The sequence below is a fragment of the Rhodococcus sp. NPDC019050 genome (assembly GCF_055664235.1).
On the sequence record NZ_JBVOON010000005.1, the window covers coordinates 162,044 to 180,435 of the forward strand.

The 18,392-nt window shown below is 68.3% G+C and carries 21 protein-coding genes; 10 read left to right on the plus strand and 11 right to left on the minus strand.

The window, feature by feature from the left end; genetic code table 11:
• Window positions 1–277 precede the first annotated feature (277 nt).
• From AC0B44_RS08480 to AC0B44_RS08495, 4 genes are all read right to left on the minus strand, one after another.
• A complete protein-coding gene (locus AC0B44_RS08480) occupies window positions 278–829 on the minus strand; it encodes a type III secretion system chaperone family protein (protein WP_471902446.1) in 552 nt (183 codons plus the stop codon).
• Entirely contained in the window at window positions 826–2,160 is a 1,335-nt protein-coding gene (gene mshA / locus AC0B44_RS08485) for a D-inositol-3-phosphate glycosyltransferase (RefSeq protein WP_471902447.1), read from the minus strand. Before mshA ends, AC0B44_RS08480 begins: the two co-directional genes overlap by 4 nt.
• Before the next feature lie 82 nt (window positions 2,161–2,242).
• Complete coding sequence (locus AC0B44_RS08490) at window positions 2,243–3,073, minus strand: alpha/beta fold hydrolase (protein WP_471902448.1); 831 nt, start codon at window positions 3,071–3,073, stop codon at window positions 2,243–2,245.
• A 5-nt stretch (window positions 3,074–3,078) separates the two neighbouring features.
• On the minus strand, window positions 3,079–4,260 hold the full coding sequence (locus tag AC0B44_RS08495) for an MFS transporter (protein WP_471902533.1): 1,182 nt from the start codon (window positions 4,258–4,260) through the stop codon (window positions 3,079–3,081).
• Between the two features lie 98 nt (window positions 4,261–4,358).
• On the opposite strand from AC0B44_RS08495, the gene AC0B44_RS08500 reads away from it, so the two are divergent.
• Window positions 4,359–5,132 (plus strand): PIG-L family deacetylase, encoded by a 774-nt coding sequence (locus tag AC0B44_RS08500; protein WP_471902449.1) that lies wholly within the window; start codon window positions 4,359–4,361, stop codon window positions 5,130–5,132.
• A gap of 37 nt (window positions 5,133–5,169) precedes the next feature.
• The gene (locus tag AC0B44_RS08505; protein ID WP_471902450.1) at window positions 5,170–6,240 is read left to right on the plus strand and encodes a tocopherol cyclase family protein; all 1,071 of its coding nucleotides are present in this window, start codon (window positions 5,170–5,172) and stop codon (window positions 6,238–6,240) included.
• 18 nt (window positions 6,241–6,258) lie between these two features.
• Here the strand turns inward: AC0B44_RS08505 and AC0B44_RS08510 are convergent, their stop codons facing one another.
• The 3 genes from AC0B44_RS08510 to AC0B44_RS08520 all read right to left on the minus strand — a co-directional run bounded on the left by AC0B44_RS08510 (window position 6,259) and on the right by AC0B44_RS08520 (window position 8,798).
• On the minus strand, window positions 6,259–7,572 hold the full coding sequence (locus AC0B44_RS08510; protein WP_471902451.1) for an ROK family transcriptional regulator: 1,314 nt from the start codon (window positions 7,570–7,572) through the stop codon (window positions 6,259–6,261).
• 302 nt (window positions 7,573–7,874) lie between these two features.
• Window positions 7,875–8,522, minus strand: a complete 648-nt coding sequence (locus AC0B44_RS08515) for a TetR/AcrR family transcriptional regulator (protein WP_471902452.1) — start codon at window positions 8,520–8,522, stop codon at window positions 7,875–7,877.
• 66 nt (window positions 8,523–8,588) lie between these two features.
• Window positions 8,589–8,798 carry a hypothetical protein gene (locus tag AC0B44_RS08520; protein ID WP_471902453.1) on the minus strand — a complete coding sequence of 70 codons (210 nt, stop codon included), beginning with the start codon at window positions 8,796–8,798 and terminating at the stop codon, window positions 8,589–8,591.
• A gap of 110 nt (window positions 8,799–8,908) precedes the next feature.
• Between AC0B44_RS08520 and AC0B44_RS08525 the strand changes: the two genes are divergently transcribed.
• Complete coding sequence (locus AC0B44_RS08525) at window positions 8,909–9,658, plus strand: SDR family NAD(P)-dependent oxidoreductase (RefSeq protein ID WP_471902454.1); 750 nt, start codon at window positions 8,909–8,911, stop codon at window positions 9,656–9,658.
• Window positions 9,659–9,677: 19 nt separating this feature from the next.
• Here AC0B44_RS08525 and AC0B44_RS08530 read toward each other — a convergent pair whose 3' ends face one another.
• Window positions 9,678–10,772 carry a UDP-N-acetylmuramate dehydrogenase gene (locus tag AC0B44_RS08530; protein ID WP_471902455.1) on the minus strand — a complete coding sequence of 365 codons (1,095 nt, stop codon included), beginning with the start codon at window positions 10,770–10,772 and terminating at the stop codon, window positions 9,678–9,680.
• Between the two features lie 23 nt (window positions 10,773–10,795).
• Here AC0B44_RS08530 and AC0B44_RS08535 point away from each other — a divergent pair, with 23 nt between their 5' ends.
• The 3 genes from AC0B44_RS08535 to AC0B44_RS08545 are packed head-to-tail and all read left to right on the plus strand — an operon-like array spanning window position 10,796 to window position 12,656.
• Window positions 10,796–11,305, plus strand: a complete 510-nt coding sequence (locus tag AC0B44_RS08535) for a DUF2505 domain-containing protein (protein ID WP_471902456.1) — start codon at window positions 10,796–10,798, stop codon at window positions 11,303–11,305.
• Window positions 11,306–11,358: 53 nt separating this feature from the next.
• On the plus strand, window positions 11,359–11,859 hold the full coding sequence (locus AC0B44_RS08540) for a DUF2505 domain-containing protein (protein ID WP_471902457.1): 501 nt from the start codon (window positions 11,359–11,361) through the stop codon (window positions 11,857–11,859).
• 8 nt (window positions 11,860–11,867) lie between these two features.
• Window positions 11,868–12,656 (plus strand): class I SAM-dependent methyltransferase, encoded by a 789-nt coding sequence (locus AC0B44_RS08545; RefSeq protein ID WP_471902458.1) that lies wholly within the window; start codon window positions 11,868–11,870, stop codon window positions 12,654–12,656.
• Window positions 12,657–12,688: 32 nt separating this feature from the next.
• Here the strand turns inward: AC0B44_RS08545 and AC0B44_RS08550 are convergent, their stop codons facing one another.
• Window positions 12,689–13,306, minus strand: a complete 618-nt coding sequence (locus AC0B44_RS08550; protein ID WP_471902459.1) for a type IV toxin-antitoxin system AbiEi family antitoxin domain-containing protein — start codon at window positions 13,304–13,306, stop codon at window positions 12,689–12,691.
• Between the two features lie 102 nt (window positions 13,307–13,408).
• On the opposite strand from AC0B44_RS08550, the gene AC0B44_RS08555 reads away from it, so the two are divergent.
• A complete protein-coding gene (locus AC0B44_RS08555; protein ID WP_471902460.1) occupies window positions 13,409–14,161 on the plus strand; it encodes an LmeA family phospholipid-binding protein in 753 nt (250 codons plus the stop codon).
• A gap of 19 nt (window positions 14,162–14,180) precedes the next feature.
• Here the strand turns inward: AC0B44_RS08555 and deoC are convergent, their stop codons facing one another.
• The gene (gene deoC, locus AC0B44_RS08560) at window positions 14,181–14,846 is read right to left on the minus strand and encodes a deoxyribose-phosphate aldolase (RefSeq protein WP_471902461.1); all 666 of its coding nucleotides are present in this window, start codon (window positions 14,844–14,846) and stop codon (window positions 14,181–14,183) included.
• A gap of 64 nt (window positions 14,847–14,910) precedes the next feature.
• Here deoC and AC0B44_RS08565 point away from each other — a divergent pair, with 64 nt between their 5' ends.
• The 3 genes from AC0B44_RS08565 to purU are packed head-to-tail and all read left to right on the plus strand — an operon-like array spanning window position 14,911 to window position 17,282.
• Entirely contained in the window at window positions 14,911–15,447 is a 537-nt protein-coding gene (locus AC0B44_RS08565; RefSeq protein ID WP_471902534.1) for a GNAT family N-acetyltransferase, read from the plus strand.
• Window positions 15,444–16,334: a class I SAM-dependent methyltransferase gene (locus AC0B44_RS08570; RefSeq protein ID WP_471902462.1), complete on the plus strand. Its 891-nt coding sequence runs from the start codon at window positions 15,444–15,446 to the stop codon at window positions 16,332–16,334. The genes AC0B44_RS08565 and AC0B44_RS08570 overlap by 4 nt, the downstream gene beginning before the upstream one ends.
• A gap of 60 nt (window positions 16,335–16,394) precedes the next feature.
• Window positions 16,395–17,282, plus strand: coding sequence for a formyltetrahydrofolate deformylase (purU, locus tag AC0B44_RS08575; protein ID WP_471902463.1), 888 nt, complete (start codon window positions 16,395–16,397; stop codon window positions 17,280–17,282).
• A 30-nt stretch (window positions 17,283–17,312) separates the two neighbouring features.
• Here the strand turns inward: purU and AC0B44_RS08580 are convergent, their stop codons facing one another.
• A complete protein-coding gene (locus AC0B44_RS08580) occupies window positions 17,313–18,353 on the minus strand; it encodes an alpha/beta fold hydrolase (RefSeq protein WP_471902464.1) in 1,041 nt (346 codons plus the stop codon).
• Window positions 18,354–18,392 lie beyond the last annotated feature (39 nt).

The window sequence follows — 18,392 nt, forward strand, 5'->3', positions numbered from 1 at the left end:
CATGTGATTTCCGAACAACCCGCGGGGCAGAGATGGCGGCGCGGCGGGGCCGGTTGGTAACGCCCGTTCATTTCGGGACTACAACGACGATAGGCGCTCGTTACGGAGCGGTCACGGCAAAGTTTTCTTGCACACCCGTCCAGGAAATCTGGCCGTGATACGGAAAATCCCCAGTTCGACCGGAAGAACCGAGTCGATTGGGGACCGTAAATCTCTCCGCTTTATGTGAGCAGCGTCACAATCTCAACCGGAGTATGCCTCGCAAACCGGGCAGGGCTTACGCCCGCGAAACTCCTTCTCCGGGTTCGCTGTCGCCGATTTCGGGGTCGAATGCGACCCCGGTTTGCTCCTCGATGAGGTGCCGGAAAGGCTCCAGATTTCGCAGCGGTTCACCGCGCGAGACCCGCCATTCCCACTCCCGCTTGATCGACGAGATGAATCCGATACCGACAATGATGTTGAAGTCGTAATCGGCCGCTTCGAGGACCTGCCCGAGCACTGCGTCGAGTTCCTCGGGAGTCACGGCGTGCTCGGCAATCCGGCCCACGAGATAGATGTCGCCCGCTTTGTCGAGCGTGTACGCCACGCCGTAGAGGCGACGATTGCGCCGCAGCAGGTACCTGAAGACGTCTTCGAAGTTCTCGTCGGGTTTGCGGCATACGAACGCTTCGACGCGAACACCGTGGTTACCTGCCGAGAGCAGCACGGTGGTCTTGAGCTTGTTCTCACCCGGCAGGTCGACGACGACGTGCCCGCCCTCTTTGAGGGAGTACTCGATTTCCCGGTCGCGAAGGGTGGCCTCGATGAGTTCGACGAGTCGTGCGGTCATGCCTTCACTCCCCCGGTGCGCCGAAGCTTCCACAGTCCGCGCTGCCGCCGAAGTGCATGCTCACTCGTCCCGAACGCACGATTTCGCCTCATGCCTGCCTTCCGGTAACTGTCGATCAATCCGTCTGCGGTGTGTTCCCACGAAAAGCCCTCGGCATGCTTCGGCGCTGCCGCCGCGAGAGTCTTCAACCGTGCGGGGTCACCGACCAGCGACCGCAGCGCCGCAGCCCAGTCGTCGATACGGTGCCCGTCGACGAGCACGCCGGTCTGTCCGTCCCGGACAGCGACGCCCAGTCCGCCGACGTTCGCCGCGAGCACCGGCGTGCCGCACGCCTGCGCTTCGATGGCGACGAGTCCGAACGACTCCGAATAGCTCGGTACGGCCACCAGGTCCGACGCGCGATACACCTGGGCGAGACGGTCGGCCGGCTGCGGCGGCATGAAGGTGACGCGAGGCGCAATGCCCAGTTCGGATGCGAGTTCGATCAATGCGTCCGGACGCTCGAGTCCGGTGCCGGAGGGTCCTCCGACGACGAGCACCCGCAGCGGCAGATCCGGAGCGTCGGCGACGGCCTGAGCAGCCGCCCGCAGCAGCACGTCCGGAGCCTTGAGCGGCTGGATCCTGCCGACGAAGGTGACGACGGTTTCACGGGGATCGAGACCGAGTTCCGCGCGCGCCGTGTCGCGGTCGCCCGGACGGTAGCGCGACAGGTCGGCTCCCGGCGCCACCACGTCGATCCGTGACGGGTCGGCACCGTAGATCCGCACGAGCTGGGCAGCTTCGTCGGTGGTGTTCGCAACCATCCGGTCCGCCTCCGCGACGACCTGCTGTTCGCCGATCTGGCGGGCTGCCGGTTCCGGGGTGTCGCCTGCGGCGAGGGACGCGTTCTTCACCGCGGCGAGGGTGTGGGCGGTGTGGACGAGCGGCACTCCCCAGCGGTCGCGCGCGAGCCAGCCGACCTGGCCGGAAAGCCAGTAGTGGGAATGGACCAGGTCGTAGTACCCCTGGGGATGGCGTGCTTCCTCGCGCAGAACACCCGCTGCGAACGCGCACAGCTGGGTGGGCAGGTCGTGTTTGTCGAGCCCTTCGAACGGTCCCGCCGCGATATTGCGGACCAGAACGCCGGGTGCGGCGTGCTGCACCGCCGGGTCCGACGAGGAGGTCGCCCTGGTGAAGATCTCCACCTCGATTCCGCGACGTGCGAGCTCGATCGCGGTCTGCAGCACGTACACGTTCATGCCTCCCGCGTCCCCGGTGCCGGGCTGTGCCAGCGGTGAGGTGTGGACCGAAATCACGGCCACGCGATGCGGACGGCTGGGCTGGGAGGTCACCCCTCCATACTGCCCTGCGGGTGTTCGGCGCGAGCAGCGACCTCTCGCGTACCGGGCTCCGGTGCCACCCCGCGCGCTGCCGCTAGACGGACGACACGAATCGCGCGACCTCGTCGGCGAACCGGTTCGGATCCTCGACGAACGGTCCGTGGTCGACCCCGTCCCAGATGGAGAGTGTGACGCGCGGTGCCAGCGATGCCACATGGTGCGCAGCCGACACGTCGACCACCGAATCGTCGGATCCGTGGAGCACGAGGACGGGAACCTCCAGAGCCGACAGCAACTCGTCGTTGCTCACCGTGCGGGCGAACAGCGCGGCCCGCACGCGCGGCGGTGTTGTCAGGCTCGTGCCGAACAGGGCCTGGGAGACGACGCCCTTCCCTTCGGGCGGACCGGTCAGCGCGTCCCCGAACGAACCCAGGGCGCGGACCGCCTCGCGCGGGTCCTCCGACATCGCGGCGGGAATCGCGGCACGCATCGCCGCGCCGACCCGTCCGCCCTTCTCTCCCCGTCCGAGGCTCGTAACGGCGCCGACCAGGATCACTGCGCTCACCGCGCCGGAACCGTGGGTGGCGAGGTAATCGCAGATCACGAGTCCGCCGTAGGACCATCCGAGCAGGACGGCCGGGTTGCGCTCGGACACGCCCTCCGCGACGAACACCGCGTCGACGTCCGCGGCCCAGGCCTTGCTGTCGTCGTAGCCGCTCTCGGGCACCCCGGAGTAACCGTGGCCGCGCAGGTCCACGGCGATCACCCGGAAGCTCTGGGCGAGCGCGTCGAGAACCCCATCCCCCCAGCATTTCGAGGACTGCGCCCAGCCGTGGAGGAGCACGAGCGGTTGAGCGGCCGTCGGGCCGAATGCCCGGTAGACGAGGGTGGTGCCGTCGGCGCTGAGAACTTCGCGGACTGTCATGCGCGTCACTGTATCCGGGAGCGAAGATGGATCCCCGCGGCGCAACCCGTCGCGACCAGCCCGGCGGCGATGCCGACACCGAACCCCGCAGTGACGCCGATGTGATCGATGACCTGGCCCACCGCGGCCGATCCCAGGGCCACTCCGACCCCGAGCCCGGCCACCGTCCACGTGATGGACTCGGTGAGCTGTCTCGCGGGCACGATCTGCTGAGTGAGGGAGGTCGCGACGATCATCGCGGGCGAGATCGCGCAACCCGCGATCAGATAGAGCACCGCGAGGACGGGCACCGCATCGGCGAGCAGCAGCGGCCACAGCAACACCGACAGCGCGGCCGTCGCGATCAGCAACTGGCGGGCCGGCGCGGAGTTCGCCACCCGTGAGCCGAACACCAGACCGCTCAGGGCCGAGCCCGTCGCGAACAACGCGATCACGAAGGTCGCAGCGCCGGGGGCGTCCCGCTCGGCGGTGAACGCGACCGCCACGACGTCGATCACCGCGAAGACCACACCGATCGCAACCATCATCGCGATGATCGCCAGCAGTGCGGGCAAGCGGAGCAGCTTGACGCCGGGGGTGTCCGAGCGGTGCCGGTGCACGGGCGGTTCGGTCTTCCGCAAACCTGCGAGGGTGAACGTGCCGACGAGCAGCAGGACCGCGGCGAGCAGCGGACCGGCTTCGGGGAACAGCGCCACACCGAGCCCCACCGACAGCACCGGGCCGACGATGAAGCACACCTCGTCGATCACCGCTTCGAGCGCGAACGCCGTCCGGAGTTGGGCTGTACCGCCGTACAGCTCGGTCCATCGGGCACGGACCATCGCCCCGATCGTGGGCATCAGGCCCGCGGGAAGCGCACACACGAACAGCAACGCGACGGGAGCCTCGAGTCGTACGCCCGCGAGCATCGCGACGATCGCCGTGGCGCTGACGATCGCGGCGGCGGGCAGGACCCGTCGCTGCCCGTGCCTGTCGACGGCCCGCGACACCAGCGGTGTGAACAACGCATACGACAAGGCGAACACCGCGGACAACGCACCGCCGAGTCCGTAGTTGCCTCGCAGTTGCGAAAACATGGTGACGATTCCGATCCCGACCATCGCGATCGGCAACCGCGCCACGAATCCGGCAGCGCAGAACGCGACCGATCCCGGCGCGGTGAACAACTCGCGGTACGAGCCGCCCAGCCTCTGTGACACGTGTGCTCTCGTTCTCTTCGCTCTCCCGGGTCGCCTCCGACCTCGGGTAACCCCACGGATCAGTTTTCCGTGCCAGCATTCACGGTATGGGCGTCCTCTTATGCTTTCACGCTCACCCCGACGACGAGGTGTTCACCACCGGCGGTGCGATGCGGCTCGCGGCCGACGCCGGGCACCGGGTCGTACTCGTCGTGGCCACCGACGGCGCGCAGGGCGAGCACCCGGACGGGTTACTCGCCCCCGGTGAATCCCTTGCCGAGCGCAGGCTGCGCGAACTCGAGCGTTCCGCCGATGCCCTCGGGGTGTCGCGGCTGGTGACTTTCGGGTACGCCGACTCCGGGATGGCGGGCACACCGGCCAACAACGCTCCGGGTGCATTCGCGAACGTCGACATCGACGAGGCGGCCGCGCGTCTCGCTGCCGTGATCGACGAGGAGGGAGCCGACGCCGTCACGATCTACGACCCGAACGGCGGATACGGACACCCCGACCACGTGCAGGTGCACCGTGTCGGTGTCCGCGCCGAGGCGCGGACAGGTCACGACGCCGTATACGAGTCCTCCATGAACCGCGATCACCTGAAACGTCTGTTCGCGGCGGTCCCGGAGATGGTGGAGGGCGCCCGTCCGCCGGACCTCGACACGTTCGGTTTGCCGGAGAGCGAATTGACCACCGCGGTCGACGTGTCCGCGGCCATCGCCGCCAAACGCGCGGCGATGCACGCACACGAGTCGCAGATCGGCGATTTCGGCCCCATGCTGGGTATGAGCGACGAAGAGTTGAGGGCCGCGTTCGGCACCGAATGGTTCCGGCGGCGGGGGGCTCCGCCCGGTCTCCACGAAACTTCGCTTCCACTCTAGAGATACGACGTGCCGTACCCGACGAGAAGGAGAACCGATGGACCATCGAGGACGCCGAGCGACACGTGAGAGCAACAACAGGTCTCTGCTCGAGCGCTATCGCGCGACCGGCGCGGATCTTCCGTTCGGCAATCCCCTCGTCGCACACGGCGTCGCGATGGAGGGTTACTTCTGGCGGTTCACCCAGCCCGACACCGGGCGGGTGATCATCGCGCTGTGCGGCGTCAACCGTTCCGACGACGGGCATTGGGCCACTCTGGGCCTCGCCGCGCATCCCAACGGATTCCTGCGTACGACTACGCATCCCGAAGCGGCAGCGGACGTCGGGCAACTGGGAGCGACGGCAGGATCGGCGTTCCGCGGTGACCCGGACCGCGTCCTGATGGACCTCGGTGAGGACGGGCGAATCGACGTCCGGATCGTTCCCACGCTTCCCTGGCCCCGGCGCCGTTTCGGCGGGTCGAGCGTGTTCCAGTCCGTGCCGGCGTTGAACCAGTATTGGCATCCGTGGCTTCTCGGGGCCCGCGCCGAAGGGTACGCGGTGCTCGGGGACGAGAAGTGGGACCTCGACGGTGCCCAGGTCTACGGCGAGAAGAACTGGGGCAAGGGCGGATTCCCCGAATCGTGGTGGTGGGGACAGGCGCAGGGGTTCGCCGATTCCGAGGCGTGTGTGGCGTTCGCCGGCGGCCAGGTGCATTCCGGCCCCCTGCGCACCGAGGTGACCGCCGTCGTGGTGGCCCTGCCGGACGGGCGCGTCGTGCGCTTGGGTAACCCCGTGACCTCACCGGTGCGCGCCGACGTCACCGACGAGACCTGGTCGTTGCAGGGACGGAACCGCCGATGGAGCATAGAGATCGAGGCGACCTCACCCATCGGATCGGCCCACGTCCTGCCGGTCCCGCTGCCCGCCGAGAGGCGCAACGTCCCCGGCGCGATCGAACACCTCGCGGGAACGATGTCCGTTACCGTGCGCGAACGCGGAAAGACGGTGTGGTCCGGCGAGTCCCGTCTTGCCGCACTCGAACACGGTGGTCTCGACCGGGCCCGGGCCGAACTCGACCGGCGGGGAGCGGACTCCGCCGCCACGGACGGACCTCCCCTCGTCTGACCGGCGCCGCGCCGGCACCTACCCCGCTGCTGCTCGTCGCATCGCGGCGAGCGGATCGGAGTACAGCGAACTCAGCGACACCACCCCTGCCGCGTGTGCCTGCACCCGGTTTCCGAACCCCGTGATGCGGATATCTTTGCGGGGCAAGGTCGACGACCGCGTGAATGCGTCGGCGACGTGCGGCACCGCGGCCGGGTATTCGGTGAACGCCTGACCACCGAGGATCACGCGGTCCGGGTTGAACAGATCCCGGAGCATCCCGACGGTGCGCCCCAAGACGGTGGCCCGCTCGACGAGCAGGTCGTGAGCCGGTGCGGACCCTGCCCGCGCGAGGCGATACACGGCCTGAACGGTCGTCTCGTCGCCGTCGGCGAGGACCCCTTCGGCGCGCGCACGCAGCGCCACCGCCCGGTCGCTGACCGTCGTCTCGAGGCAGCCGACCGCCCCGCATGTGCACGCGGCGGACGACCCGGTGGGTAGGTGTGAAATCGAGCCCGGACCGCCGGTCGGCGTGTGTACCTTGCCGTCGAATGTGAGGGCGACGCCGACCGTTTCACGTGCATAGAAGTACAGGCTCGTGCCCTTGGGGTCGGTGGCGTCCCGCTCGGGGGTGAGGAGGAGTTCGGACGCCGCCATCGCCTCCACGTGTGCGGAGACGGAGATCGGCAGGCCGAAACCACCACCGATGACGGCACCGACACGCGCACCGGACCACCCCAGCCGGGGATGGTCTGCGAGTCCGGTGACCGAATCGACGCGCCCTCCCAGCGCGACTCCGACCCACAGCGGGGTTCGGCGATGCCAGCGGGCGGCAAAAGCTCTGGCGCTGGCCGTGATCGAGGCCAGGGCGATGTTCTGGTCGCCGGACGGTGTGGGCACCTCGACGGCACCGATGATGCGCCCGCGCAGATCGCTCGCCACGATGCCGGTGGTCACGGCTCCGATATGGATACCGACGGTGAGGTACCGCTCGTGATCGACCTCGACCGGTACCCGGGGCCGGCCGATCGCACCGGATTCGGCGAGATCGGCGCGTTCACGGAGCAGACCCGCGGTGAGGAGCGCGGTGACCTGCCGGTTGACGGTGGCAACGCTCGCGCCGGTCACCTTTGCGATCACATCGCGGGAGATGGGACCACGATTGGAAACGACACGGAAGACCGAGGCGCCCGTACCGTCGGCGATCCGGAGATCGGGCGGAACGATCCTGACCTGCGACGACGTGGTGCGAGCCGGGGTCCGGCCGCGGGCAGGTGCGGCGGTCCGCGCCACACCGCGCGGAGCAGACCTCGGGGAGAGAAGTGCGGACGGAGAGAGAGTGGGAGCGCTCACGGCTGTTCCTTGCTGCTGACCCCGGGGAGTGATCGACATCCGGGAAGGCGAAAGACGAGGTCGACGCACCGAATACCGACGACGTGTGGACACGTCCGGACGAAGATCCGTGGAACCGGATCAGAATCGGCGCGGAGTTACTTTCCGCAGCAGCGACAACAGAGTTCGCGCGCCAGAGGCAGCCGTGATCCCAGCGCGGCGGTCACATACGTGACGCGCGGAGTGGAGGTGGGGCCGACCGACATGAGGGCAAACTTAACGCCAGAACGCGCGGGTGTCCAGTTGCGGAGCAGGTCTGGCATTCACGAAGCACGACGGGCATCGTGCGTCTCCGCCGAAACCGGTGCGAGAAGCAACGCCTCCCACGCGTCGACGAGAGCGATCAATTCGGTGCGTGTCGGCGGAAGTCCACCGCGGTCGTAGTGCGCGAGACGCCCGAGGATGCTGGCGTACACCAGGTCGAGCCGCTGGTTTCCGATGTCGGTCGGCAGGTGCCCGATCGACGTGCGCAGTGCGAGATCGGCGTCCTGTCCCGTCTCCCCCGACGCGGGATGTGCTCCGGGAACGTGCAACCGGTCGCTGTGCATCAGCCGGTCCAGGAGGGCGACGTAATGATTGTTACGTCCGATCGTCCCGGCGAGCGGTTTCACGATCGCCCACAACGCATCCCGCGTCGACAATCTGCCCTTCGCTGCGAGCAATTCGGTCAGCAGCGCGTCGCGATCGGAGTCCACCGCGGGCAGGCGATGGTTGAAGACCGCCAGCAACAGCCCTTCCTTGGTGCCGAAGTAGTAGCCGATCACCGACGAGTTGTATTGGCCGGCGGCCTTACGGATGTCCGCGAGGGTCACGCCGTCGTAGCCGTGACGCGCGAAGAGACGTTCGGCGGCTTCCACGAGCCGGATACGGGTCTGCTCCCCCGAGCTGTAACGCCCCCGAGTGGTCGTCATGGGCGCCTACGTTAGCGTCGACCCGCCGTCTTCGCAGGTCGGGCGCCGGGGGCGGTGGGTGAGGCTCTAGTGCTTGAAGTGCCCGGTGGCGCGGGCGAGCAGATGCTGCACCTCGCGTCGGTCGGCGGTCGCGAGCCGGGCGGTGAGCTTGTCGGTGGCCTTGCCGGCGACCGTCGTGACGGTCCTGCCCTGCCACGAGATCAGGACCTTGCCGTCCTTGGTGACGACGTGGCCGAACACATCCTCCGCGAAGCGATTGCGGGCGTCCTCAGGCATGAACGCACGATATCCCGAGTGGCCTCGCTGCGCGTGTGCGTCGCCGGAACACGTGCAGCGAGGGGTGTGGATAAATCGGATGGTGGCGTGCACGACATTACGATCGCAACATGACCATCTCTCCCGACTCCCGCATCGCCGTCGTCACCGGAGCATCGTCCGGCATCGGCGAGGCCACCGCACGCACACTCGCCGCCCAAGGATTCCACGTGGTGGTCGGAGCGCGGCGACTCGACCGGCTCGAGCGCCTCGCCGACGAAATCGGTGGCACCGCCCTCGAATTGGACGTGACCGACGAGGACTCCGTCGACGCGTTCACCACCGTCATCCCCCGCGTCGACGTGCTGATCAACAACGCCGGCGGCGCGAAGGGACTCGCGACGGTCGCCGAGGCCGACGAGGACGACTGGCGGTGGATGTGGGAGACGAACGTGCTCGGCACGCTCCGCATCACGAAGGCTCTCATCCCCAAGCTCATCGCTTCCGGTGACGGCCTCATCGTCACGATCACGTCGGTCGCCGCCCTCGAGGCGTACGACAACGGTTCGGGGTACACGACCGCGAAGCACGCTCAGGCCGTACTGCACCGGACGTTGCGCGGTGAACTGCTGGGCCTGCCCGTGCGCTTGACCGAGATCGCGCCGGGTGCCGTCGAGACGGAGTTCTCGCTGGTGCGCTTCGAGGGCGATCAGGAGCGTGCCGACAAGGTGTACGAGGGAATCACCCCACTCGTCGCCCAGGACATCGCCGAGATCATCGGTTTCGTGGCGTCACGGCCGTCGCACGTCAATCTCGATCAGATCGTCGTCAAGCCGCGCGATCAGGCGAGCGCGGGGCGTTTCCACCGCACCACGCCTTAGCCTGCCGGATCGCGTCGTTTCAGATTTCACAGCCGACGGTGACGGGTTCGGGATGCAGGCGCACTCCGAACACGTCCTCGACGCGATCGCGGATCTCCTGGGCCAAGGCAACGAGATCCGCGGTCGTGGCTGAACCGCGATTGGTCAGTGCGAGAGTGTGTTTCGTCGACAGGCTCGCCGGAGCCGCCGGTCCGGGGAAACCCTTCGCGAATCCCGCGCGTTCGATCAGCCATGCCGCCGAGAGCTTCGTTCCCCGGTCCGCGGGGTACCGGGGGATACGCACGTCCGGTCCCACGTGCGCGGTGATCGCGGCGAGCACACGGGGAAGATCTTCGTCGGGCACGACCGGATTGGTGAAGAACGACCCGGCGCTCCACGTGTCCGGGTCGTCCGGATCGAGAACCATTCCTTTGCCACGCCGCAAGCCCAGGACGTGCTCGCGGACCTCGGCGGTGGGTCTGCGTTCACCCTGCTCGGCTCCGAGAGCGTCGGCCAGTTCGCGGTAGCCGAGCGGTGCGCTCATGCCGTCGGCGCGTACGTCGAATTCGACCTCGAGGACCACGGCGTCTTCGGAGTGCTTGAGCACGCTCGTGCGATAGCCGAGACCGAGCGCGTCCGGCTCCACCCACCGGGTCTCGCCCGAGCGGCGGTCGAGAAGTCGCACACGACGCAGCAGCGACCCCACCTCGACGCCGTAGGCACCGACGTTCTGAACCGGTGTCGCACCCGCGGACCCCGGAATTCCCGAGAGGCATTCGAGCCCGCCGACGCCGGCGGCGACTGCGGCCGCGACCACGTCGTCCCACACGGCTCCGGCATCGGCGCGCACCACGGAATCGGAGATCGAGATCTCGCGGGTCGCGATTCGCACGACGACACCGTCGAAGCCCTTGTCGCCGATCACCAGGTTGGAGCCGCCCGCGAGCAGGAGAACGGGGACCTTCTCCTCGTCGAGCAGGCGCACGACCTGCACCAACGCATCTGTGGTCGTGCATTCGGCGAGGTACTCGGCGGGTCCGCCGAGACGCAGCGTCGTCAGACTGGACAGCGGTACCTGTTCGGAGGTCACGGCTCCCGCGGCGGCGAGCCGTGCCCTGATTCGTGGATCGAGCACCTGCAAACGGTAGCGTGCCCCGCATGGGCAGCCCTATCGACCACTCCGTGACCTACTCGTTCTCCCCCGCGGCGGTGCACGCGGCATTCGTCGATCCGCAGTACTGGCACAACCGGCTGGCGAAGGTCGGCGGGCCCGGCGCAGCGGTGGAGTCCGTCGACACCGGCGACGGCACCATCGACCTGACCCTCCAGCAGGCCATCCCGGCCGAGCAGCTGCCGAACGTCGTCACGAGTATCCGACCGGGCGATCTGGTGATCCGCCGTCAGGAATCGTGGGGTCCGCTCACCGGCGACCGGGCGCAGGGCAAGTTCTCGGCGCGGGTGGACGGCATGCCCGGACACGTCGAGGGCACTCTCACCCTCCAGGGAGACGGCAACGATTCGATGGTCGTGATCGAAGGACAGGTCGAGGTGAAGATTCCCTTCCTCGGTTCCAAGATCGAGGGCCTCATCGTCGACGAACTCGTGGGCCTGTTCGCGGCGGAACAGACGTTCACCGAGTCGTGGCTCGGAGGCGACCGGTCGGCCTGACCTGCCGACCGCGATTTCCTCGTAGCCCCCGGCGGGCGGTACCCTGACCTGCCGTGTCACGGCGTACCGACTACTCTGCCCGCTTCCCGTATCCCCCGGATCGGGTCTATCGGGCGCTCGCCGACCGTGACCACTGGGAGGCGCGCACCCGTGAGATGCGCAAATACTCCGAGAACCACGTCGAAGAATTCGCCGTATCCGACGCCGGAATCCATGTCGTCCTGCACCACGTGATCCCCCGGTCGAAGCTCCCCGACCTGGCCCGGACCGTCATGAAGAAGGACATGGTGATCACCCGGACGGAAACCTACGGCCCGTTCGACGAGCGGTCCACGGGGCGCTACGAGGCGACGGTCCCTGCGGGTCCGGGGCGCCTGACCGGCACGATGGACCTGTTCCGCCACGAGGACGGCACCACCCTGCGCACCTCCTCCGAAGCGAAGGTGCACCTGCCGCTGGTCGGCGGGAAACTCGAAGACTTGATATTGACCAATCTGGTCGAGGTGTTCGCCGTCGAAGCGGCGATCACCTCCGACTGGCTCGGTCGTCGGTAGCCCCCGGGGTGCGCGGAACGCGCCCGGTCGGTGTCGTCACTCGCGGCACCACCGGGATCAATCGATTGCGGCGTAGCGACCGCTGGGCGATGCACGACCCGGAGGTAGCGCGTGCGCTCGAGGAAGCATCCGATCCCCTGGTCGTCGACCTCGGCTACGGTGCGATGCCGGTCACGACTCTGGAACTGGCGGCCCGTCTCCGGACGGTGCGCCCGGACGTACGCATGGTGGGCCTCGAGATCGACCCGGACCGGGTGGTTCCGGGCCGGGACGGGGTGGAGTTCGCGCGGGGCGGGTTCGAACTCGCAGGACTGCACCCGGTCCTGATCCGGGCCTTCAACGTGTTGCGGCAATACCCCGAAGAGGCCGTGGATTCGGCCTGGGCCCAACTGCGGGCCGGCCTCGCGCCCGGTGGCCTCCTCATCGACGGAACGTGCGACGAACTCGGCCGGCGCTGCGCGTGGGTGCTGCTCGACGCCGAGGGCCCCCGCTCGCTCACCTTGGCGTGGAGCCCGTTCCACGTCTCCACCCCGTCGGACGTCGCCGAGCGTCTACCGAAAGCCCTGATCCACCGGAACGTTGCGGGCGAGGGCATTCACGAGTTGTTGCAGGCCGCGGACCGAGCCTGGGCGACCGCCGCGCCCTACGCGTCCTTCGGCCCCCGGGTCCGTTGGCGCGCGACGGTCGATCTTCTCCGGGAGCAGGGGTGGCCGGTGCCTGCGCAGCGGCGCCGCATGCGCGACTGCGTGTTGTCGGTGCCGTGGAGTGTCGTCGCTCCCGCCATGGCGACTGTGTAGTCGCGGTTGCCCCGTGTAGTCGCGGCTCCCGGTCAGCCGGCGGACAGCAGCGCGAGCGCGATGCGGTCGGCCACCGTGGCGGGCTCCCCCGCGACCGCGGCGTGCAGTTCGTCGGAGTCGACGCGCCCGAGGGTGAGCGCGTCCCCGACGAGTTCGTCGAGCACTTCCTGCGAGACCCCGCCGGCAGCGAGGTCGACGGCGGTACGCGCAGGTGTGGTGACGCGGAAGCACCCGACGGTTTCGAAGTCCCGGTCCGTCAGGGTCCGGTGGTGGAGCGCCAGCCGGTTGCTCGGCACGGTGCGCTGATCGACCGTGGACAGGTGCAGGAAGCGCGGCTGCAGGTGGCCCATGCCGTGGAGTTCGGCGGCACTTTGGTGCGACACCACCGCGGCGCCTTCGTACCAGGCACACCAGCGTGCGAATTCGTCGAACTTGGTCTGCGGACTGTCGCTCATACGAAACAGTTCGGAGTCGATCCGGAGCCACAGCCCGGCGTCGATCCGGGCACGGAACCCGTCGGTGGCGATGCCGTGTCCGGTTGCCTGACGCGCGGTGAAATACCCGGCCTGAGTCACGGCAAGCCGACGCAAGAGGCCGTCGGCGTCGGCCTGCCCGGAAGCGTCGTTCTCTGAATCCGCCCACCCTGTCATGGCGCCAGACTACCGAACCCTTGTGGTACAGCTCACACATTCGGGCAATCGAGTGTGCGCGCGCTCATAGCTTCCTCAGACTTGTCCGGAACAATCTCGTCCATGACGCAAAGGAAGCGCACCCGACTCGTCACCATCGCCGTCGTGCTCGTCGCCGCACTCGTGGCGGTACTCGTCGGTGCCGAGGTCTATGTCCGCAATCGCGCCACCACGTGTCTGGCTCAGTCGTTCGAGAGCGAACTCGGCACGGGCGTGGACGTGGACCTGAGCTGGAAACCCGTTCTGTGGCAACTCGCCGACCGGCAGGTCCCGTCCGTCACGCTCGACAGCGACGACACCGCGTTCGGACCCGCGAAGGAAATGCAGGTTCACGCGGTCGTCCGGAATGTCGACCTGCGCGACACCGCCGAGGGCGCCGGTACCGTCGGCAGTTCCAGCGCGGAAGTCAACTGGCCTACCAGCGGGATCCTCGCCACCGTGCAGTCCCAATCGGTGGGTGCCCTGATCAGCAACGTCACCGCGAACCCCGACGCCGGCACGTTGACCTTCGTCGTGGGCGGAGACGGCCTGGCCGAACTCACCGTGCGACCCACCGTGGCCGACGGGAAGGTCGCTGTCCAGACGGTCGACGCCTCGGTGCTCGGCTTCGGGCTCCCGAATTCTCTCGTCGACGGGATCGTGGAGTCCCTGACGGCGGGGCTGCAGCAGTACCCGCTGGGAATGACCGCGACGTCGGTGTCGGTCACCGATTCCGGCATCCGGCTCGACCTGGACGGCGGCCGGTACGTCCTGCCGGAGAATCCGGAAGGCGCGCAGCAGCAGCAGAATCAGGGGCCGTGCGGAGCACTCGTGTAACAGCCGGCTCGTGTGACGGTCAGTCGGGGAAACCGTCGAGAACGGCCCGGCTACCGGAGAGCCCGAGGCGCGTCGCACCCGCGTCGATCATGCGGGCGGCGGCGTCCGCGGTGCGGATCCCGCCGCTCGCCTTGACGCCGAGGCGCCCGCCGACCGTCTCGGCCATCAGCCGGACGGCGTGCTCGGACGCGCCCCCTGCGGGGTGGAACCCTGTCGAGGTCTTCACGAAATCCGCACCGGCGTTCGCGGCCGCGCGGCACACCTCGACGATCGCCTCGTCCGACAACGCCGCGGATTCGATGATCACCTTGAGCACGGGATCGAAACCGATCGCCTCCCGCACGGTGAGGATGTCCGCGAGTACGGCGTTGTAGTCTCCGGCCACCGCGGCACCGATGTCGATGACCATGTCGACCTCGCGTGCGCCCTCCTCGACCGCGAGACGTGCTTCCGCGCCCTTGATCAAGGAATGGTGCTTGCCCGACGGGAACCCCACCACGGTCGCGATCACGAGACCGTCGGCGCGCAACGGCAGCATCGACGGTGACACACATACCGCGTAGACGCCCAGTTCGCGGGCCTCGTCGACGAGAGCACGCACCGCCTGCAACGACGCTTCCGGAGCCAGCAGGGTGTGGTCGATCATGGCGGCGACCTGCGAGCGGGTCAGTGTGGTGGCGGACATGACGCCAGCTTTCCACACCACCGAAACGGTTGCCGGTCACGTGCTGTGCGATCAGACTTGCCACGTGATCATTCGCCGGGAACTGCCGTCGGACAACGGTGCCGTGTCCTTTGTCCATCACGGGGCATTCGCTGCGCTCACCCCGCCCGGCCTCGTCCCGGTAGAACCCGGCCTCGTCGAAGCCCTCCGCAGCGGACCCGCCTGGCTGCCCCCGCTCTCACTGGTGTGCGAGCACGCGACGGACGGCATCGTCGGTCACGTGTGCGCGACCCGCGGGGATGTCGACGGGTACCCGGCCCTCGCGCTGGGGCCGATCGGGGTGCTCCCCGACATGGCGCGTTGCGGGATCGGCTCTGCTCTGATGCACGCCGTGCTCGGTGCTGCCGACGCGCTCGACGAGTCGATCGTCGTGTTGGTCGGCCACCTCGACTACTACCCACGGTTCGGGTTCGTGCCCGCGGCAGATCTCGGAGTCACTCCCGACGTGCCGGAGTGGGCGCCGCACATGCAAGCGCGCACGCTCACCGCCTACCGGCCGGAGATGACCGGCGAGTTCCGCTATCCGGTTCCGTTCTACGAATTCGGTGGGGCGCGGTCGTGAGTACCGACGAGGACCGTCCGGGCGAGGACCACGCAACGGGCACCGGCGCGGCCGAGACCGCCCGGACGTTCGATGCCGCGAGCACAGCCTTCGACACACTCACCCCCGTTCTGTGGGGGCCGGCCGGCCAGTCGCTCGTCTTCCAGCTAGGGGTCGGTCCCGGCGACACCGTCCTCGACGCGTGCTGCGGTGCCGGGGCGTCCGCCGTTCCCGCCGCGATGGCGGCCGGCCCGACCGGGCGGGTTCACGGCGTCGACATCGCCGACGACCTCCTCGAACGCGGTCGCCTCCTCGCCGGAGCACGCGCTCTGACCAACGTCGACTTCGTGCGCTCCGACGTGACGAGCTGGGAACCGCCGTCCGACGTGCCGGACGAAGGCTACGACGTGCTGGCGATCTCCTACGGCGTCTTCTTCCTGCCCGACATGGACCTGGCGTTCTCCAGGCTCGTCGATCAGGTCCGTCCAGGTGGGCGGGTGGGCGTCACCGTGTGGCGCGCCGACGCGATGGCCGAGTTCAGGGAGGCGGTGTTCGAAGTCGCGTCCCGGCACTCCCCGGACTTCGCCCGGCGCGTCCCGGATTACGACCGGTCACCGCTGCGCCGGATCGACACTCCGGGCGCGCTCGAGACCTGGCTCGGTGCCGCGGGTACGCATTCCGTCGAGGTGCGGACGCTGTCCAACCTGATTCCGGCGACCGAGGACCTCTGCTGGGCACTCGTCTCGGGCACCGGATGGCGGCTCGCACTGTCGGGGCTCGACGAGTCGCAAGTCGAGTCGATGAGACGGGAACTCGCCGAAACGATCACCGCGCGCGGCATCCACACGATCGACGCCACCACTCTCGTCGGCACCGCGACGGTGCGACGCCACCCACCGACGGGGTGAGGTCCGGAGATCGTCCCGGTCCGCGCGAGTTGCTCCACGGCGCCTGAGACAATCGAATCCATGACGCTTGCTTCCTCGCCCGACAACCGCCGTTACGTCCTGACCTTGGGGTGCCCGGACTCGACCGGGATCGTCGCCCGTATCTCGAAGTTCCTTGCGGATGTGGGCGGATCGATCGTGGAAGCCGCGTATCACGCCGACCAGGACAGCGGCTGGTTCTTCACCCGGCAGGCGGTGCGCGCCTCGTCGATCCCGTTCTCGATCGAGGAACTCCGCACCAAGTTCGCCGCCGTGGCCGAGGAGATCGGCCCGGAGACCGAATGGACCCTCTCGGACACCGGCAAACGCAAGCGCGTCGTGCTGCTGGTCAGCAAGGAAGCGCACTGCCTGCACGACATCCTCGGCAGGGTCGCGGCCGGTGAACTCGAAGCCGACGTGTGCGCGGTCATCGGAAACCATCCCCAGCTCGAGTCGGTCGCGCGTCGTCACGGGATCGATTTCCACTACGTGTCGTTCCCGAAGGACCCCGCCGAGCGCGGACCCGCGTTCGAACAGGTCCGCAAGCTCGTCGACGCCCACGATCCGCACGCGGTCGTCCTCGCGCGCTTCATGCAGGTCCTGCCGGAGTCGCTGTGTGAACACTGGGCGGGTCGCGCGATCAACATCCACCACAGCTTCCTGCCGTCGTTCATCGGCGCCCGCCCGTACCACCAGGCGTTCAAACGGGGTGTGAAGCTGATCGGCGCGACCTGCCACTACGTCACGGCCGAACTCGACGCCGGCCCGATCATCGAGCAGGACGTGATCCGGGTCAGCCACAGCGACAGTGTGAACGACATGGTGCGCCAGGGCCGCGACGTGGAAAAGCTCGTGCTCGCACGGGGATTGCGCTGGCATCTCGAAGACCGCGTCCTGGTACACGACAGCAAGACCGTGGTCTTCAGCTGATTCCGGCGTTCACCGCCGGGTTCCGCTCGATCAGCCGACGAGAGCGTTCGCTTTCTCGACGAGATGCAGCAACTCGTCGTTGACGCGGTCGATCGCCTCGACCGAACTCATGTGGCCGACACCGTCGAGGACGACGAGTCGCTCGAGGTTGCCCGCGTCGTCGAGTTGACGGGCGAGCCGCCGGGCATGCACGGGCGGAGTGAGCCGATCGGCGGTACCGACGAGCACCGTGGTCGGGACGGTGAGGTTCTGCAGGCCCTCGCGGATGTCGAGGGCACTGAGCGCGTGTCCCCAGCCGCCGCGGGTGCGGGGCGGGCATCCGAGCACGATCTGCGCGCAGAACGCGACTTCCGGGCCGGTCGCGTTCGGGGAGAGCGCAATGTAGCGCAGTGCGCGGGTGGTGGCGGACGATTCGACCAGCGGCAGGGTCGCACCCATCACCCGGCGCGCGACGGGTACGGGCACTTTCGGGAATCGTGCGGGTAGCGGCACGATCGCCGCATCCGCGACGAGGTTGTCGGTACCCGTGCTGGCCAGCAGCACACCGGCGACCCGCGTGTCGACCTGCTCCGGATGCTTTTCCGCCCACGCGATGATGCTCATGCCGCCCATGCTGTGGCCGGCGAGGATCGCTTTCCGCCCGGCCGGCACCGTGGCTTCGAGCACGGCGTGCAGGTCGTCGGCGAGTACGTCCGCCCCCAGCGGGCGAGAACCCGTCTCGCTGTTGCCGTGCCCACGCTGGTCGTAGACCACGACGCGGTAGTTCTCCGCGAAGGCGTTGATCTGCGGGGTCCAGTACGCCGCGTTGCACGTCCAGCCGTGGCAGAAGACCAACGGCTGAGCTTCGGGGTCGCCGTACGACAACACATTCAGACGCGCACCGTCTTCGGTCCGCACCTCGATCGTCTCGGGTTCGACGGCGGGCGGTGCGAGCAGTGCATGTGGCGCGACGTCCTCGGTGCGGACGATCGCGCTCCGCCGGCGGCGGGCGACGGCCAGTCCTGCCGTGGCTCCGACGGCGAGCGCCGCTCCGGCAGCAATCGGCCACGTCGTACGGGACGGCTTCTTCACGGTTCTCCTGTGGTGTTGTGGTGCGACTCGGTGAGAGGG

Coding starts and splice junctions, on each gene's coding strand:
- AC0B44_RS08480 (WP_471902446.1), bottom strand. CDS start 829: ATGACCGCACGACTCGTCGAACTCATCGAGGCCACCCTTCGCGACCGG.
- AC0B44_RS08490 (WP_471902448.1), bottom strand. CDS start 3,073: ATGACAGTCCGCGAAGTTCTCAGCGCCGACGGCACCACCCTCGTCTAC.
- AC0B44_RS08500 (WP_471902449.1), top strand. CDS start 4,359: ATGGGCGTCCTCTTATGCTTTCACGCTCACCCCGACGACGAGGTGTTC.
- AC0B44_RS08505 (WP_471902450.1), top strand. CDS start 5,170: ATGGACCATCGAGGACGCCGAGCGACACGTGAGAGCAACAACAGGTCT.
- AC0B44_RS08515 (WP_471902452.1), bottom strand. CDS start 8,522: ATGACGACCACTCGGGGGCGTTACAGCTCGGGGGAGCAGACCCGTATC.
- AC0B44_RS08520 (WP_471902453.1), bottom strand. CDS start 8,798: ATGCCTGAGGACGCCCGCAATCGCTTCGCGGAGGATGTGTTCGGCCAC.
- AC0B44_RS08525 (WP_471902454.1), top strand. CDS start 8,909: ATGACCATCTCTCCCGACTCCCGCATCGCCGTCGTCACCGGAGCATCG.
- AC0B44_RS08535 (WP_471902456.1), top strand. CDS start 10,796: ATGGGCAGCCCTATCGACCACTCCGTGACCTACTCGTTCTCCCCCGCG.
- AC0B44_RS08550 (WP_471902459.1), bottom strand. CDS start 13,306: ATGACAGGGTGGGCGGATTCAGAGAACGACGCTTCCGGGCAGGCCGAC.
- AC0B44_RS08555 (WP_471902460.1), top strand. CDS start 13,409: ATGACGCAAAGGAAGCGCACCCGACTCGTCACCATCGCCGTCGTGCTC.
- deoC (WP_471902461.1), bottom strand. CDS start 14,846: ATGTCCGCCACCACACTGACCCGCTCGCAGGTCGCCGCCATGATCGAC.
- purU (WP_471902463.1), top strand. CDS start 16,395: ATGACGCTTGCTTCCTCGCCCGACAACCGCCGTTACGTCCTGACCTTG.